General features: G+C 35.6%; 17 protein-coding genes. 8 read left to right on the top strand and 9 right to left on the bottom strand.

Going from position 1 to position 17,355, the window contains the following annotated elements; all coding sequences use genetic code 11:
- Nucleotides 1–253: 253 nt before the first annotated feature.
- Entirely contained in the window at nucleotides 254–1,252 is a 999-nt protein-coding gene (locus tag ACG916_RS17975; RefSeq protein WP_121775132.1) for a HEPN domain-containing protein, read from the bottom strand.
- The gene (locus ACG916_RS17970) at nucleotides 1,245–1,799 is read right to left on the bottom strand and encodes a hypothetical protein (protein WP_121775133.1); all 555 of its coding nucleotides are present in this window, start codon (nucleotides 1,797–1,799) and stop codon (nucleotides 1,245–1,247) included. Before ACG916_RS17970 ends, ACG916_RS17975 begins: the two co-directional genes overlap by 8 nt.
- 203 nt (nucleotides 1,800–2,002) lie before the next feature.
- Between ACG916_RS17970 and ACG916_RS17965 the strand changes: the two genes are divergently transcribed.
- The 5 genes from ACG916_RS17965 to ACG916_RS17945 all read left to right on the top strand — a co-directional run bounded on the left by ACG916_RS17965 (nucleotide 2,003) and on the right by ACG916_RS17945 (nucleotide 9,334).
- Nucleotides 2,003–2,665 carry a hypothetical protein gene (locus ACG916_RS17965; protein WP_419286629.1) on the top strand — a complete coding sequence of 221 codons (663 nt, stop codon included), beginning with the start codon at nucleotides 2,003–2,005 and terminating at the stop codon, nucleotides 2,663–2,665.
- 21 nt (nucleotides 2,666–2,686) lie between these two features.
- Nucleotides 2,687–3,388: a hypothetical protein gene (locus ACG916_RS17960; protein ID WP_419286630.1), complete on the top strand. Its 702-nt coding sequence runs from the start codon at nucleotides 2,687–2,689 to the stop codon at nucleotides 3,386–3,388.
- Nucleotides 3,389–3,524: 136 nt separating this feature from the next.
- Complete coding sequence (locus tag ACG916_RS17955; protein ID WP_419286631.1) at nucleotides 3,525–5,099, top strand: type I restriction-modification system subunit M; 1,575 nt, start codon at nucleotides 3,525–3,527, stop codon at nucleotides 5,097–5,099.
- A complete protein-coding gene (locus ACG916_RS17950) occupies nucleotides 5,099–6,319 on the top strand; it encodes a restriction endonuclease subunit S (RefSeq protein WP_419286632.1) in 1,221 nt (406 codons plus the stop codon). Before ACG916_RS17955 ends, ACG916_RS17950 begins: the two co-directional genes overlap by 1 nt.
- A 129-nt stretch (nucleotides 6,320–6,448) precedes the next feature.
- Nucleotides 6,449–9,334, top strand: coding sequence for a type I restriction endonuclease subunit R (locus ACG916_RS17945; protein ID WP_419286633.1), 2,886 nt, complete (start codon nucleotides 6,449–6,451; stop codon nucleotides 9,332–9,334).
- An 84-nt stretch (nucleotides 9,335–9,418) separates the two neighbouring features.
- On the opposite strand, the gene ACG916_RS17940 is transcribed toward ACG916_RS17945, so the two are convergent.
- Nucleotides 9,419–9,643: a helix-turn-helix domain-containing protein gene (locus tag ACG916_RS17940; protein ID WP_070155748.1), complete on the bottom strand. Its 225-nt coding sequence runs from the start codon at nucleotides 9,641–9,643 to the stop codon at nucleotides 9,419–9,421.
- Between the two features lie 152 nt (nucleotides 9,644–9,795).
- Between ACG916_RS17940 and ACG916_RS17935 the strand changes: the two genes are divergently transcribed.
- The 3 genes from ACG916_RS17935 (at nucleotide 9,796) to ACG916_RS17925 (ending at nucleotide 12,119) form a co-directional block, all read left to right on the top strand.
- The gene (locus ACG916_RS17935; RefSeq protein ID WP_419286634.1) at nucleotides 9,796–10,041 is read left to right on the top strand and encodes a hypothetical protein; all 246 of its coding nucleotides are present in this window, start codon (nucleotides 9,796–9,798) and stop codon (nucleotides 10,039–10,041) included.
- 411 nt (nucleotides 10,042–10,452) lie between these two features.
- Nucleotides 10,453–10,947: a MobC family plasmid mobilization relaxosome protein gene (locus ACG916_RS17930; RefSeq protein WP_419286635.1), complete on the top strand. Its 495-nt coding sequence runs from the start codon at nucleotides 10,453–10,455 to the stop codon at nucleotides 10,945–10,947.
- Nucleotides 10,948–10,958: 11 nt separating this feature from the next.
- Entirely contained in the window at nucleotides 10,959–12,119 is a 1,161-nt protein-coding gene (locus ACG916_RS17925) for a hypothetical protein (RefSeq protein WP_419286636.1), read from the top strand.
- 120 nt (nucleotides 12,120–12,239) lie between these two features.
- Here the strand turns inward: ACG916_RS17925 and ACG916_RS17920 are convergent, their stop codons facing one another.
- The 6 genes from ACG916_RS17920 to ACG916_RS17895 form a co-directional block, all read right to left on the bottom strand.
- Nucleotides 12,240–12,503: a helix-turn-helix domain-containing protein gene (locus ACG916_RS17920; RefSeq protein WP_051065013.1), complete on the bottom strand. Its 264-nt coding sequence runs from the start codon at nucleotides 12,501–12,503 to the stop codon at nucleotides 12,240–12,242.
- 159 nt (nucleotides 12,504–12,662) lie between these two features.
- Nucleotides 12,663–13,208 (bottom strand): Pycsar system effector family protein, encoded by a 546-nt coding sequence (locus ACG916_RS17915; protein WP_419286785.1) that lies wholly within the window; start codon nucleotides 13,206–13,208, stop codon nucleotides 12,663–12,665.
- On the bottom strand, nucleotides 13,201–13,950 hold the full coding sequence (locus ACG916_RS17910; protein ID WP_419286786.1) for an E2 domain-associated cysteine-rich protein: 750 nt from the start codon (nucleotides 13,948–13,950) through the stop codon (nucleotides 13,201–13,203). Before ACG916_RS17910 ends, ACG916_RS17915 begins: the two co-directional genes overlap by 8 nt.
- Nucleotides 13,937–15,439: a transcriptional regulator gene (locus tag ACG916_RS17905; RefSeq protein WP_419286788.1), complete on the bottom strand. Its 1,503-nt coding sequence runs from the start codon at nucleotides 15,437–15,439 to the stop codon at nucleotides 13,937–13,939. The genes ACG916_RS17910 and ACG916_RS17905 overlap by 14 nt, the downstream gene beginning before the upstream one ends.
- Nucleotides 15,440–15,698: 259 nt before the next feature.
- Entirely contained in the window at nucleotides 15,699–15,935 is a 237-nt protein-coding gene (locus ACG916_RS17900; protein ID WP_005021575.1) for a hypothetical protein, read from the bottom strand.
- Nucleotides 15,936–15,974: 39 nt separating this feature from the next.
- Nucleotides 15,975–16,907 carry an IS5 family transposase gene (locus ACG916_RS17895; RefSeq protein ID WP_419286789.1) on the bottom strand — a complete coding sequence of 311 codons (933 nt, stop codon included), beginning with the start codon at nucleotides 16,905–16,907 and terminating at the stop codon, nucleotides 15,975–15,977.
- Nucleotides 16,908–17,355: the final 448 nt, after the last annotated feature.

The following is a 17,355-nucleotide window of genomic DNA, read 5'->3' as shown; positions in this document are numbered from 1 at the left end:
TTTGTACGCTTTGACGTACAGTAATTTAAGGAATCTGCTTCTAGCTGATCAAAGCGTTATTTCTTATGATTAAGTCATAGAGAGCAGGAAGCTCCAAACAACAAGAATAAGAAAGATCAGCACAAGGATGGTTAGGTACGACAGGAGTTATACCTTGCAACCAAACACGAAAAACCCCGACAGGATGTCGGGGTTTTTTATTGTCTAACAAAATGATTTCGGAGAATCGCCATTATGTTAATTTTAGGAAATCTTAAAAATAACTATCGTTTCCATTCAATAGTACTTGATCTAATGAATAAATAATATTCCCATGTATATCATTAGCTCTAGCCGTATTTTCAAAGATATTAGCTATATTTTCCTTGAACTCTACTAGAGTCTTAACATTGTTTAATAATGCAAACCGAACAGCTCCCAAACTCCTAGAGGTTCCATAAATCATAATCTGACTATATAACGCTAGAACTGGCTTTGAAAAATCAACTATCCTAAATCCAGAGTGAGCTGAGTTATTTCGAAAAATTCGAATCTTATCTACATCTTCAATTAGTTTTTTCTTCCAAAAATCATATCTAGGATGATCAGATATACTGGCTAGAAAGGGTTCCGATATTTCTAACCTTTTTTTATTATTAGGAAATCCCATTAAAAAACATATGTTTGAAGAAATATTATCAGACTCTCCCTCTTTTAATAATGCTTCTAACGTAAACCAATTAAACAATATCTTTAACTGACTATTATTTTCATGTCTACCATGCCTAGCCCAATGTAAAGCTCTTAAATATCTTTGACTTAGCTCACAATCTAAACCAAGAATATAGTTAATATCATCCATCCTCTGAATATTTCCATGGGACATAACAAAAGATGTTGATGGATTAAATCCCCACCTTTTAACAGGATGTAGCTCACCTGAAGCTAAATTTTTAGCAAATCCAATCTCTGAAACATCAACATTAGAAATATGAAATTTACTGGCGTTCAAATCCAGAATTGTAGAGAACCGATCAGCAGCTATGCTTAGAGCCTCTAGCACTGTTTCAGAGGAAACAATCGTACAAATCCTTGCCGCATAAGTGTATTTATCAAACTGCAATCTATGATCATCAGCAGATTCTTTTAATGCAGCAAGTTCTTTATCTGAATCAACTGAAGCAGGTCTCAATTCTACATCACCATAAATGATGGTATTCGGTAAAGTAAAACTATTAGACTCTAAAACCCTAACTATAAGAAAATTAAACATTTTTATACTTCGCTAATGAATCTCTTAACCTTTCTAGAACTATACTCCTAATTAACTTATCCATTTGAGAAGTAAGTCGAAGTCTTTTTTTCATTGCATATTTATGAACCATTACTGAGAGTTCATAATTCTGTATATTCCACGTAACTTGCAAAATACTTTCCATATATTCTCTTTCTAAGTTATGTTTTAATAACAAAAACTTAGCACTATTTATAATTTGAGAAATATTATTTACTGAATAGTAGTATTGCAGTCTATACCATTCCAACTCAAAATCATCTTTTCTGTTTGAAAACAATAAGCTATCATAATAAACCACTCTTTTATGATCAAAAATAGCTATGGCTAACTTATAACCCAATCGAATGGAAATTATATTTCCACTATGAGTTTTTTCTAACTGGTCTAAATAAAATCTTGCTTCTAGAAAACGTTCTTTAGATATGAAGAACGTAATTAATTTTGTTAAATTTTTTGCATAATTTTTACTATTTAAGTCAGTAATTAAGTATTTGTGAAAAATATTTTCTAGACAGGGTTCCAAAGTAAATCCTTAAAATAATTTCTGCTATATATGTATTACATGAAAAGTAAGAGTTTTTATAATTCAATCGGTTACTTGCCTATATTTTAAGCAATAAAAAACCCGCAAAAGCGGGTTTTTTAATATATCGTATGTCTACAGGGGGAGGACAAGCCAACGAAGTCCTATAGCTAGTACATTCAATATATGGTTTTTATGAATATATGTCAAATCAAACAATAATAGATGCCGTAACTATTGTTATTTCATCACCAAGAATTTCAACCTATGAAGATGCCACAGGAGGCAAAAAAACTGACAGTTTAGATGCTTTAAATTTGTATGCATGGAATGCTGATGTTTCAGGAGCTTTATTAGTTCCTCTACACATTTGTGAAGTGGCTATACGTAATGCTGTAACTGAAGCAATTGAAAAAGTGTATGGGGATCAATGGCCATGGTCAGTAGGTTTTGAACGAAGTTTACCAAATCCTAGTCGAATATTTAGTCCTAAACGGGATCTAATAAATGCACGATCAAATCAGCCAACAGCAGGAAAAGTTATTCCTGAATTAAAATTTGGCTTTTGGCAAAGTATCTTCACTAGCAGACATGATCAACGTTTGTGGACCCCATATTTTGATAGTATTTTCCCGAATATGGATACATCGAAAAGCATCCAAGAACGTCGAAAACTAATTTATGATGAATTAGAGCAAGTACGACGTCTACGCAATCGTATCGCCCATCATGAGCCAATCTTCAATCGTAACTTAACTGATGATTATCAAAAAATTTTATCCCTGATTAGCTATCGATGCCCTGTAACTGCTGCATGGCTTAATGAACGCCAAAGAGCAACAGAAATAATTCCACAAAAACCATAAATTTAATTTAATCGAATAGATATGAAAGAAATTGAAAAATATGTTGGGCTATATTTACTTGCTTATCTTGTAGTTTTAACGATTTGTGGTTTTTTCCAATATATGACTGTATGTCAGGGAAAGTCTTTAGAATGTTCTTTTAGTCTGGTTGGAATCAACACCATCATTACAACAACGGCATATGTTTTAACTCCAATAGTAGCAATCATTGGTTTTTTAAGTTGGAAAAACCAACATAACATCAAATTGTATTCTGACTATGCTAATGAAGTTCTTAAAAAATATGAGCAAGTATTTGATTTAATGTTGAATATTAATAAACTACATCAATATACTGAAAGTAAAATTTTAAGTTTAGACCAAAATCCCCAGCTCACTAACGAAGAAAAAAATGAGATAGTTAATAATCTAATAGATGAAATGAAAAGTAAATTTTATGAAGAAATTAGAGAAATTTACGCGATGATGGATAAATTAATTCAAAAATCAGTTTTTTTAGGATACTTAGTTCCAGATTCTGTTCCTGTGTCCAAAAAAAGTACAGATTTGAAAGAAGAGTTTAGCATCATAATAAACTGTTTAAATGATATTTCTAAAGAAAACCACATCTCTCATGCAGAAGGTTTTGAGATAATTAAGGAAGTTTGTTCTATCATTTTCCAAAGTGCAGAAAGAAATATACAACCCTGCCTTAGTGAAATTAAAAAATACATTGAAGCCTAATTCCAAACATTTAACATAAAATCTCTTATTCGAAATTCATCATTTATCTACTTTCATAACCTAATAAACCTAATTTTTATAAGCAGATACTCGCTATACTTAAGTAAATTTAGGTATTACTAGAGATTCTTGCTTCATGACCCAGGTTCAACTTCAACAACTACAAAAACATCTTTGGAACATTGCAAACGACTTACGTGGAAAAATGGGAGCCGATGAGTTCCGTGACTACATTCTCGGCTTCATTTTCTACAAATACCTGTCAGAAAAAGCGATTTCTTTTGCCAATGAACTGTTGAAAGATGAAGGCCTTGCAGAAAAATACTATCAACTTGATGAAAATAACCCTGATCACGCTGAACTGATTGACGGCATCAAAGAAAACTCAGTTGAAGAAGTCGGTTATGCCCTAGCACCAAAACAACTGTTCCACACAATTGCTGAACGTGGTCGTCAGGGTGAGTTTATTCTTGATGAGCTTTCAAATACCTTGCGAGAAATCGAACGTAGTACTCTAGGTGCTGAGTCTGAAGATGACTTTGCCAATCTATTTGAAGATTTAGACCTCAACTCAACCAAGCTTGGCAACAATGCTAACGATCGAAATGAATTGGTCAGCAAAGTACTAACGCATTTAGACAATATTGACTTTGATCTCAGTAACTCAGAATCAGATGTATTGGGTGATGCATACGAATATTTGATTGGTGAGTTTGCATCTGGTGCTGGTAAAAAAGCAGGTGAGTTCTATACACCTCAAACCGTATCAACCTTACTTGCAAAGATCGTGACTCAAGGCAAAGAACGTCTACGTTCAGTCTATGACCCGACGTGTGGTTCAGGTTCATTACTGTTGCGTGTAAAACGTGAAGTTCAAGATGTCGATATGATTTACGGTCAAGAGATGAACCGTACCACATACAACTTGGCACGAATGAACATGATTCTACATGATGTTCACTTTGCTAAATTCGATATCAAGCAAGAAGATACTCTCACTCGTCCACAGCATAAAGATTTACGTTTTGAAGCAGTCGTAGCCAATCCTCCATTCTCAGCAAAATGGTCAGCAGATCCAATCTTCTTACAAGATGAACGTTTTAGCAGTTTTGGTAAGCTTGCACCAAGTTCAAAAGCAGATATGGCTTTTGTGCAGCACATGCTTCATCAACTTGATCACAATGGCACAATGGCTGTTGTACTTCCGCATGGCGTATTGTTCCGAGGTTCAAGTGAAGGTGTAATCCGTCAGTACCTGATTGAAAAACTCAATGTCATTGATGCTGTAATTGGCTTGCCTGCCAACATTTTCTATGGCACCTCAATTCCAACCTGTATCTTGGTATTGAAGAAAAACCGTGAGCATAACGGCAATATTCTGTTTATTGATGCCAGCAATGATTTTGAAAAGCAGAAGAACCAAAACAAGTTATTGCCTGAGCATTTGGATAAGATTGTTGCGGCATTTGAAAAGCGTGAAAATATTGAAAAGTATGCGCATGTGGCGACTTTACAACAAGTCAAAGACAATGATTACAACTTGAATATTCCACGTTATGTCGATACTTTTGAAGCGGAAGCCGAGATTGATCTGGATACGATTGCCCAGCAGTTGCAGGCTTTAGAGGTTGAAAGTCAAAAGACTGATGCGGTGATTAGTGAGTTTTGCAAAGAGCTTGGGATTGCTTCGCCATTTGCGGAGGTGAAGTAATGTCTGTACCAAAGTTAAGATTCAAAGAATTTCATGAAGATTGGCCGAAAACTTCTTTTCAAAATCTATTCATCTTTAAAAATGGTATTAATGCATCGAAAGAACAATACGGATCAGGAACTAAATTTATTAATGTTCTAGATATTATTAATAATCCGAATGGTATTACATATGATTCAATCATTGGCTCTGTTCAAGTTTCGCAGAAAGACATTGATAAAAACCTAGTTAATTATGGTGATGTGGTTTTTCAGCGAAGCTCTGAAACAAGAGAAGAAGTAGGACAGTCGAATGTCTATTTAAGCAAGGAACCCGTAGTTTTTGGTGGGTTTGTAATTCGTGGTTCCGCTCAAGTTCCTTATGATCCTTTATTCATGAATGGATTATTAAAGACAGATAAGGTTCGTGATCAAATAACTCAATTAAGTGGTGGAAGTACACGTTTTAATATTGGTCAGGATTCTTTAAATAAAGTATCCATATTTTTGCCATCAAAAGAAGAACAAACCAAAATAGCCACTTTTCTTTCCGTAGTGGATGAAAAGATTAGTCAGCTTTCGCAAAAACTCCACCTTCTAGGCCAATATAAACAAGGCATGATGCAAAAGCTGTTTAGTCAGCAGATTCGTTTTAAAGCCGATGATGGAAGTGAGTTTGGTGAGTGGGAAAAAACTACCTTAGGACTAACAGGTAAATTTATTGGTGGTGGAACGCCATCAAAAGAAGTTACTGAGTTTTGGCAAGGTTCTATTCCATGGATCTCAAGTTCGGACTTGGTGGATGAAAGTATATTTAATATCAATATCACTAGATATATTTCTACTGAAGCTTTAAATCAATCTGCTACAAAGCTTATTCCAGCAAATAGTATTTTAATTGTTTCTCGTGTTGGGGTTGGAAAAGTTGCGGTTACAAACAGAGATATTTGTACAAGTCAGGATTTTACCAGTTTAGTTTTAAATAATGGTAATCCAGTATTTTTTGGATATTTAATTAAATCTTTAACTGGTCGCCTTTTGGAGATGAACCAAGGCACGTCTATTAAAGGATTTGTTAAAGATGATTTATCAAACCTTAAAGTAGAAATTCCTAACCTAGCAGAACAAACCAAAATCGCTAACTTCTTATCTGCAATCGACCAAAAAATTGATGTGGTATCGAAACAACTAGACCAAGCCAAGCTTTGGAAAAAAGGACTTTTACAGCAAATGTTTGTTTAAATACTGAGAACGTTAATTCCTCCATCTGATCTGAAGTATTTGAGGGTAAAACATCACCGTATGTTTCGGGCTTCAATCAGATGGATTTCACTTAGATCACCGTAATTCAATAAAAAATTAGAGAAAGAGATGTCCGTACAAAGCGAAGCTCAACTTGAAAATGAACTCATTGAACAGCTCAAAAACCAGGGCTATCACCAGGTTGATCTCAAAGATGAAAATCAACTGCTGAGCAATCTCAAAATTCAAGTTGAACGCGCCAACGGTATTACTTCTTTCTCTGCAAATGAATGGGCACAAGTCCTGAATCATCTCAAAGCAGGGAACAGCTTCAACTGTGCCAAGGTCCTGCGTAATCGCTTTCCTGTGAACTTTGATGATGGATCTACACGCCACATTGATTTTTTATTCGCAGATCCTACGAAAAACATCTACCAAGTGACCAATCAGATTGCCATTGATCACAGTACGAGTAACGGTCACACAAGTCGCTTTGATGTCACCTTGCTGATAAATGGCCTACCTTTAGTCCAAATCGAGCTAAAACGCGCAGGTGTCGAGCTTCCTGAAGCCTTTAACCAAACCCAACGCTATGCCAAAGCTGCTTATGGTAGCGGAGCAGGTCTGTTTAATTACATCCAACTGTTTGTGATCAGTAATCGTGACCACACCCATTACTATTCAACAGGCACCAGTAATTTCGAATTTACCTTCCCTTGGGCAGATTTTGACAATAAGCACATCCATAAAATCGATACCTTTGCCGAAGCCTTTTTAAACCATCAGCACATCACCCAAATGCTGACCGAATACATGGTGATCCTGGAAGTTGAAAAGCGTTTGATGGTGCTGCGTCCATACCAAATCTATGCGGTACAACAGATTATTCAGCGTGTGCAACATTCAGAGCAAAATGGCTATATCTGGCACACCACAGGTTCAGGTAAAACCCTCACTTCATTCAAAGCCAGTCAATTGATCATGCGCTTGCCTGAAGTTGAAAAGGTGCTGTTTGTTGTGGATCGTAGTGATCTCGATACCCAAACGGTGCGTGAGTTCAATGCCTTCAAAAAAGACAGTGTTGATACCACCAAGAATACAGGCACCTTGGTTACTCAATTGGGCCAAAAGCATGACAAACTGATTGTCACCACCTTACAAAAGCTCAATATTGCAATTAGTTCTGATCGTTATAGCGATCAGATTAGCTATCTCAAAGACAAAAAAGTGGTGATCATTTTTGATGAATGTCACCGTAGCCAATTTGGCGATACTCATCGCAATATCAAACGCTTCTTTAATCAGGCGCAAATGTTTGGTTTTACAGGAACGCCAATTTTTGAGAAAAATAGCCAACTGAAAATTGACTCAAAAGCAGTCACCACCAATGCCCTATTTGACGAATGCCTGCATAAATACGTGATTACGGATGCTATTCGTGATGGTAACGTCTTACCCTTCCAGATTGCCTATCTGGGCAAATACACCAGCAACGGCATCGAAAACAGCGACAGCTATGAAGAAGATGTAGAAGGAATTGATACCAAAGAGCTGTTTGATAACCCTGCTCGCCTCGAAATGATTACCCGATATATCCTGGATAATCACCATATCAAAACCAAAAATAAAACCTTCACAGCGATGTTCTGTGTCAGTTCCGTTGAAGTCCTGACCCAGTACTACGAACTATTTAAAAAAGTACAGCAAGAAAAACAGCAACAAGCCGAAGAACAGGGTGGGATTTATACGCCATTGACCATTGCCACGATTTTTTCCTTTGCAGCCAATGAAGAACTCAAGGTCGAAGATCATAGTGGTTTAATTGAAGAAGAGTCTGCAGATATCCCGACCAAAATCAGCCAATCCCATCGAGATAAACTCGATCAATATATTGCTGAATACAATGCCAAGTTTGGCCAGAACTACAACTCAGGTGATGAGTTCTACGCTTACTACCGTGATATCGCCAATCGGGTACGAAAAAAAGAAATTGATATCCTGCTTGTGGTGAATATGTTCCTGACTGGTTTTGACTCAAAACCACTCAACACCCTATATGTCGATAAGAATCTTAAATATCACGGTCTAATCCAAGCCTTTTCACGTACCAACCGTATTCTGAACGCAGACAAACCATTCGGTAATATCCTGTGCTTCCGTAACCTGAAACAAGCTACGGACCAAGCCCTCACCTTATTCTCAAACAAGGATGAAGCACAAAAAATTGTCCTGATCCCAAGTTTCGACAGCATCAAAGAAAAATACAATGCTGCGGTTGCCCATTTACTCAGTATTGCCCCAGATCCTGATCAAGTACCCAATACGCTAGAAACTGAAGAACAGCAATTGGAATACGTCAAAGCCTTCCGTGAGGTAATGCGGATCAATGCACAATTGGAAAACTTTGTAGAGTATGACCAGGACGATACCGATTTAAACAAAGCAGAATTCCAGAAACATACCTCACAGTACAAATATCTGTACAACAATGTCCGTGTGATCCAGCCTAAAGACAAAGTATCGGTCCTCAATGACGTCAATTTCCAACTGGAACTGATCCACCGCGATACCGTGAATGTCGGTTATATCCTGAATTTACTGCAATCGGTGGTCAATCATAAAGATCCTGAAAAGAAACAGCAGTATCGTTCCCAGGTGCAAGATATCATTTCGACCAATCACAACTTGTATGACAAACAAGAGCTGATTCAAAAGTTCCTGGATGAAAACATTCCACGCATGGCCAATGGTCAAAGTGTTGAAGAGGCCTTTGCTCAGTTTTGGGATGTGGAAAAAGAAAAGGCACTGGATGAGCTATGTCAAAAAGAAGCCATCAAACCAGACGTATTTAAAACGGTGCTCAGCCAATATGAATACACCCAACGTCTACCTAGCCGTGAAGATGTCAAAGACTTACCGATTACTCGTCCTAAGATCTCAGAACGGAATACCATGATGAATACCCTGGTTCTCAAAACTCGGAACTTTATTGAAAAATTCTATCGAGGTTTATAAGTACCTCAAAATAAAAAAATGCCTGAACTTCAGGCATTTTTTACATCATCACTCACAGCTTAAAACAATTAAAAAATGAGAGTTTTAGTCTTTTGAATACGATTTAACTTTTTCAAAAACTGGATAGAAATCCAATCCCTCATCTTTCATCGTAGAAATCAACGCAACAATGACAGCAATATGTGTAGGCACGACACCTTGTTTACTGTAATTCGTAATTGAATTAGGTTTTATACCCAATAATTCAGCAAATTCTTTAATTGAAAGCCCTGCTTTACCGATAAGACGTTGAAATTCAGTATATGGCATTTGATTAAATTTATAGAAATGGTGTTTTGAAATTATAGCATAGGGTTACATTTACATAAAAACACATAAAAATATGTGGCAAACACATATTTTTATGTGTTATAAATAGCTTATCAACTAATCTATTTACCATCTCTATAGGAGAAAACATTATGTATTCGTACCCGAATTCAAATACTGAAAAGAAAATTGCACTGATGATCATCAATGACTTTTTCATTCAAAAAGCACATGAGCTTTGGTTATTTTTAAATATAGATCGATGTTTTAACGATTATGAAGCAACACTGATTTGGGTTAAAGATTATCTAGAAAAACATCCTGAGGGTGAATACAGCGATATTCAAAGAGCCTTTTTGTCTTGTTTTCCAGAAAATTTCTTTAATTTTGACTATTAATTAATTGATGAATCACACTTCCTCTTTTGTAGCATTTGAAATCAAAGTAACCACTACAAAAGAGGAAAAATCCAAACCATAAAAAACAGAAAAATAAAAGTCTTAGATTCGCTTTATAAAAATTATTACCGAGACAAACACACATAAAACATAAACCTTTTTCATGAACTTTTAGCTTTTTTTTTACACATTAAAAGCTCTTCGTCATAGCATCATCCTTGTGATTTTTGGTTCTTTCAGGAATCCGAAATGAGATAAGCAAGCCTACCCGTATATACAAATCCTTTGGATTTCTATATCGGGGCTTGTCAGGAGGGATACCCTCCTAAGACCACCCTTAGCCCATCGCAGATGGGCAGCTCAACTTCGTTGAGCTAAAAGCAAACGCCTTTTATTTAATCGGTTGATGATATGCGAACAAAAAACAGAATTTTCAGGCAGACACAGCTGCAATGGGAACAACTTGAGAAATATCTAAAAGAAACGCAAGAAGGGTTTACGGATTTCATTCAGTCGTTAATCCAACGCGAGCTATCCCAAGCAGCAATGGCATTTAGATACGATGAGCAAGATCCACCGCCTAGATTCAAAATCAAAACGGTTTTTGAAGTCATAAAGCGCTATCAAAAAACAGACCCAGCATTACTGCTCGAGCTGGCCAAGATCGGGAATAATCTCAACCAAATCGCCCGAGCCTTAAACATCCTAAAAAACGCTACCACAGAAGAACAGCGCAAGCTGGATATTTTTAGGTGTTTCCACGCGCTCAAAGCAATTCAAGACCAAATTGAACAGCTCTCCCCCGACTTGCCTAAAATCAGTAGACAGACCCCAGATCGTATTAAAAAACAATTACTTTCTCTTCCTTCTGTCGATTTGATCGAGGAGGATGAAGATGCATATTAAGTTTTTAGCGCATGGAAAGGGATCGGCTATCTGTCCAGTACAAACCTAAAGACAATCCAAGCGCAAAAAGAAATGATTCAACAGAATTCACAAAAAATACAAAGTCAAATCAATATTTTGAACAACCAAAGGAGATAAGTGATGCAGACCGAAATCGACTACTACCTAGCAGAACAAAACGAATTATTGAGTCAACAAAACGCCTTCTTGATGCAGGAAAACAGTTCATTAAAGACCACCTTGGATTTATACAAGAAACTACAACAAGACTTGAACAACAAAATCAGCAACTTGGAAGAGGAGAACGAAACAAGGAAGGAATTAATTTCTCAGATGGAATCGGAATTTTTAAAGCTAGAGCAAGGGAATTTTTCAGCAGATTTTCAGCAGAGATTAATAGCCAATTTCAGCACTCAATATCAAAAATTATGGATGAAGGTCTCAGAAGAGCAGGACTTAGTGAATATGCTAAAAAATATGGTGCAAACGGAGCTGAAAGAGGAAAAGACGCAGCTAAAGACAGCTCTCTTGAAGGTGTCGCAGATGTCTGCACCACAGGATTACAGCGAAGAAATAGAAACATTAATCTCCTCGGTAAGCGACTTAAAGACACAAATGAGGAGTGTCATGAGCTTGCTCGAGAGTTTGATCGACTAGCAACAGAAATCAGGAAAATACGTCTAAAGCCAAAGCCTGCAACTGATTTTAAATACCTACGACTTGATGGCTACTATCCTGACTATACGCTTGCACATCGCGAGTTTTCAGCGCAGCAAGACTATGCCTATCAGCATAGTAGAAAATTTGATGTCATTCATATAATTAAGCGAAAGTCAGAAAAACTGAAAGATTACATGAGTCAGGCAAGAAATATACTGTACCAAAATGACTATGAGCTAATAGAAAAAATTATAAAAAATGATGAAAGAATGCTCAAATATTTGAAATGCGATGTTGTTTTAGAGCCACAAAATTCACGTTTTAAAGACGAAATATCCGCATACAAGGTCAGTTTAGACAACTTTGAAGATATCAAATTGACAATTGAAGCTGTCAAATCGTCAAAACCTAAAGTCACGCCTCAAAGTAACGAGTTAGTTTCAGATCAAAGCTTAGACCTTGACCTCAAACCAAAGTCAAATCCGAAGCAAGACTTTGACTTGAACTTTTAAAGTGTACTCAAACCTGATCTGACAGTTACCAATTTTTTATTGTACCTGTCAGGTTAAATTTGAGCTAAATTCTTATCAGCCGAGGCTGTAAATTATTTTGTGTAAGCTCTCATTTTATTGTTACACATTGAATCCTATATGTTTTCCTGTTGGAAGCTCTACATCAATACGGAGCTTACCGCCCATAGCCTCAACATACTTTTTCATGGTTGAAATCTTTAAATCATTGCCACGATTTTCAATTGCTGAAAGTGATGGCTGTTTTATTCCTAAAGTTTCAGCAAGTTCTTTTTGGGAAATCTCTAACTCTTCTCGAATAAGGTGTAGCTGAGTCTCTAACAGTAGCTCATCAGCCATTTTTTGAATACGTGCTTGGCTTTCAATTTTAGCCTATTATTTCTAGAGTATTCCTAAAATGGGCAAAATGTCAGTTGATACCTACCTAAAGATAGTTTTTTACAGTTATATGCCATCCTCCGGACATTTCTATTTTGGACTTACAGATGAACTGCGTATAAGAGATTTTATGTTAAATAATAATTTTTATTTTTCTTGAGGATTTTTTTGGGTAGTGACATTTGCTTTTGATATGACATATTTATTAGTAAATAAAGTTATACCTAAAGTTGTAGTCCATAAAACGCTAGTTATTAACAAAGTTATAGTAGCTTTTGATAAATTTGAATATTTAGCTTGAGCTATTTGTGCATTCCTATAAATTTGCTCACCTAAATCTTGATTAAAATCTTCTTTTTCCAGATTATTAATTTCATTAGAAAATCTTGTCAAATCATTACTAGCAATAGTTCCAAAAAAAATATTCGACTTATTAGGGGCACCCAAATGAGGTCTAAAACCTAATTTGCAATATATTAAACCAATGAGTATGGAAATACTTGTTAAAACATAAAGTATATCTAATAGAAAATGTCCATCACTGCTGAAGTTATTACCCAAGATTGCTAATAGAGCAAAATTTAGAGTAACAATAGCACCAATTTTCACATCACCATTAGTAATCCAATTTAGTTGTCTCTCTAACACCCATTGATTCTTAACAATATTTTCATCTTCATTAAATTTAGGCATTTAATTCACAATTCTCCATTGTTTTGCAACATTTTAATGTCGATCCCTTAAATGTGTCCCAAAATACCACTTCTTCCTTTTTTCTCAACTCCTCATTAATTAATATTTTAAGAATTATTTCAGCACATTTTTTAGAGCATCTCCCTAAAGTTACATGTTTTCGTCTTCCATTGGGAGTACATATACAAGATTGTCGTTTACAGTGAATCTTTTTTTCAGTCCCTGTGAATATCAACTTATCCTTATGATAAATATGAAAGTAATTATCTTCAAATAACCTACTTTCTACATTGAACAATTGTAGAGAGTTTAGATTTAATCCCAAATCTTTTAAGTTTATAGTTTTTAGTAGTTCTTCCACGTATAACTGATATCTAGCAGCGTCTCCGTGACTCCATTGTTTATAATTTTTTGACCATTTTTTATGATCATTACAAAAAAGTTGTGCCTGTAGAAATTCTCTTAAACTTTTAATCCAATTCTCAGCAATCCAATCATCTAATATACCTAAACAAAAAGAACCATCAGGGTTAATATGTCTATTAGGGCAAAATTTAGGCAATATATCACCTATCTCTTTAACCTTAAGCTGATTATTGACTTCACTAATAATAAGATCAAAAGATGTTCTTCTTCCTTTATTTGATACTATTTTTAATGTAAGTTGAATATCCCCTTCAATTAATTTAAAAGGGATATTCTCTTTTGTTAAGTGATTAATCAGATCTTTAAAATTTGACATGAGCTTTCAAAATAGAAGGTGCAGCTTCATTTACACTATAGAGATTAGACTCCTCGTCATTTTCTATTTTATTTTGCTGAATTTCATCAACAGCATCAAATGTTAAATCATTGGCAATGCGGTTCTTAAATAGATTCTTATAATCATCTTCCAGATGATTATAGGCTTCTTCACCTATTGCTGTTTGATGGCCTTCACAACGTTTCTGTTCATTTTCTGAATTAATTGTAGATAATCCTAGTGAAAATCGACTGTTATCATCACTTCTACCAACTCGACTTAACATCGTCTCACCTAGATCAAATCCAATAGCCAATCCTAAATCACAGCTAATATTAAATGTATCTTGTAAAATATCTTGAGCTAAGGTAAAGCTGCTTCTAATAGCTGCACTAGCTTCCAAAGCTGTATTTACACTCAATGGGATATTAGTAGTTTTTGCAGTACCTTCACATAAGATGCCATGAATGCAATCGCCAACAAAACGAACTCGACGCCCTAAGAATTCTTTATTTAAACAGCCATCTAATTCTGATCGTAATACATGAAGACAGCGTACAATATCTTTTTGTCCGTCTAATGTTGCAATATTTTCGGAAATATAATCAGTAAATCCATCAATATCAGCATAAATAGATACCATTTCTTGTCGTTTTGAATTTTTCCGTGTAAAACCTAAAAAATCCAAAGATTCAAAGGTTGGTGTCACTCTACTAAATTCAAAATCAGATAATTTTTTAGTATGTTCTTTAACTTCTTGAATAGTTTTATTTACTAACTCTTGATTTGCTATGCCTGAGCGAAGAATAGATCGGTCTATCTCTGATTTTTTCATACGTACTGACTTAGTATTCTCAACTTTATCTAAGACAAGTACTTCTCTAGCTTTTTCTGTTAAATAAATTCCTTGGGCAGTACCACTAGAATGTTTAGCAGCATGATTTGCAGGATCACCCAAGAAAAGTGGCTCTTTATTAGCTTTTCTGCCATTATTAACTGCTAAAGCTTTCCCTGTATCTATTCCTATTCGTAATTTTGCAGCTTCAATAATGTCATCAACACCTGAATCACGTTGCTGCTCTACAACATCAATAATTATTTGAGCAATTGTAACAGCACGATCTAATCTTTGTTGTTCATTGTCATAAGGTTTAGGGATAACTGCATGTAGTCTTTGGTTGTGAAAATCAACAAAAATGGAATTAGTCTCTTTAAGAATATATTTTATAGCTTTAAAGTGAGAGTCAAAGAAACGTAAAGCACGTAAATGAGACGTTTCAGTTTCATTACCAAACTGATTTACTAACATATCTTCAAGATTCAAAATATCTACATATATATGAACAGCATCCATTTCATACGCTTCATTAACCTTGATATTTTGAAGAGACTTTTCTTTAGTGTATTGAATAATATTAACTTCTTTGACTTGTTCGCATGAATTATTAATGCGAGCTTCTGCTTCTTCAGGATTCCAACTATATTTCATAATTATAAGTTTTAAAATTTGATCACAGAATATATAGAGACTTAAATAATAAATTCAATGCCTTAAGAAAAATATTTCAAATTAATTTACTAAAATTTTAATTATGAATATTTCCTAAAATTAACATAATACACCTTATACGAAATTATTTTAATTTTTCATTTAAAATCAATCATATAATTACACAACAAAAAGCCCGATCACACTAGATTGGGCTTTTTACGTGAACAGTCATGTTCCATGCCTGTATGGATAGTCACTACATTTCCAGGCGTTCAAGTTTCTTAATGATTTCAGCTTTCGCTTTATCCAATAACTCTGGATTCGTTTTAGATGATAGTAATTCTTTAGGCTTATTCCCGAGAAAATACGCTATTCGCTCCGCATTGGCTCCCGAAGGATGGGGTAAACCACTTAAAACCTGATTACTATTGAGGATACCGTCCTGAATCAGCATTTCAAATACCTGACATACTTTCGGCCGGCTTTGTTGCATAAAGGTTTGAAAGGCTGATTTCCCTTAAGCTACTCAAATTTAAGAGACAACTTGGGTATGAGGGCGACCTAATTCTGTGAATTTATTCAAAACTGCCATGCGTGCATGGATCTCATTCACCTGACTTGGAAAACTCCGCGCTGTTAATTTATCGCCTAATAATTTGATGCAATGCATCTTGGTTTCAACCAAACTTCGACGGTGATAACCAGACCACTTTTTCCAAAGCGATCTGCCTAGCCGTTTGACTGTCTTTAATAATTCATTCCGCTCTATAGACCTCGCTTGCTGATCCTTCCAAGGCTTTGCATTCTTTCTAGGTGAAATGATCGCATGTGCATCTCGATCTAAAATGACTTGTCGGCAGTGCTTTGTGTCATAAGCACCATCTGTATAAACAGAATCAATTGGTTCATCCAAGGGAATTTGAGCAAGTAAATCTTCGAGTACTTGAGAATCACTGACATTATTTATGGTGAGTTGTACTGCACGTATTTGCAGGGTTTTAGCATCCATAGCAATGTGAAGCTTACGCCATTGGCGACGATATTCAGCCCCATGTTTCTTGCGTTTCCATTCACCTTCACCAAGAAACTTCAAACCAGTAGAGTCTACGAGTAGATGCAGTCCATCACTACTTTTTTGATAGCTAATCGCAATATCAATATGCTTTTGTCTACGACAAAGGGGGGAATAATCCGGAGCTGTCCAATCTAATCCGGAGAGTTTAATCAGACTTTGAACAAAACCTGTGACCATACGTAAAGAGAGTCGGAATAGTAATTTGATCATTGAGCAGCATTGAATCGCTGTATCGGAGTAGGTTTGATTTCGGCCTTGCTTGCCTTGTGATTGTGCATACCACTGAGTCTTTGGATCAAACCAAATGGAAATATTACCTCGGTTAATTAAGGCTCGGTTATAGGATGACCAATTGGTTGTACGGTAGATTTTAGAGGCAGGCTTATTCATTTTGAAATTATATTGCTGAATAAGCTTTTGATGCTAGGTTTGTGCAACACAGCCCTTCTCAATTAAGACCTAGTCATAAGTTCATAACTTATGTAACTTTATAATTTCATCTTCCTGGCTAATTAATCCAGATCAGTTCTTCGTACTAGTGGAAACTGTAATTTTCAGTGCTGCACTTCCATATATGGACAAATCCCTGACAAGCATTACCGGGAGAGGTTTCCATCGCATCACTCTCCTCAGGATTACATAAGATTGTAAGTTGCATAACTTATGTAACTTTATAATTTCATCTTCCTGGCTAATTAATCCAGATCAGTTCTTCGTACTAGTGGAAACTGTAATTTTCAGTGCTGCACTTCCATATATGGACAAATCCCTGACAAGCATTACCGGGAGAGGTTTCCATCGCATCACTCTCCTCAGGATTACATAAGATTGTAAGTTG

The sequence above is a fragment of the Acinetobacter legionensis genome (assembly GCF_048552295.1).
In the GTDB taxonomy this organism is placed as follows: Bacteria; Pseudomonadota; Gammaproteobacteria; order Pseudomonadales; family Moraxellaceae; genus Acinetobacter.
This window is presented reverse-complemented; position numbering and strand designations above follow the sequence as displayed.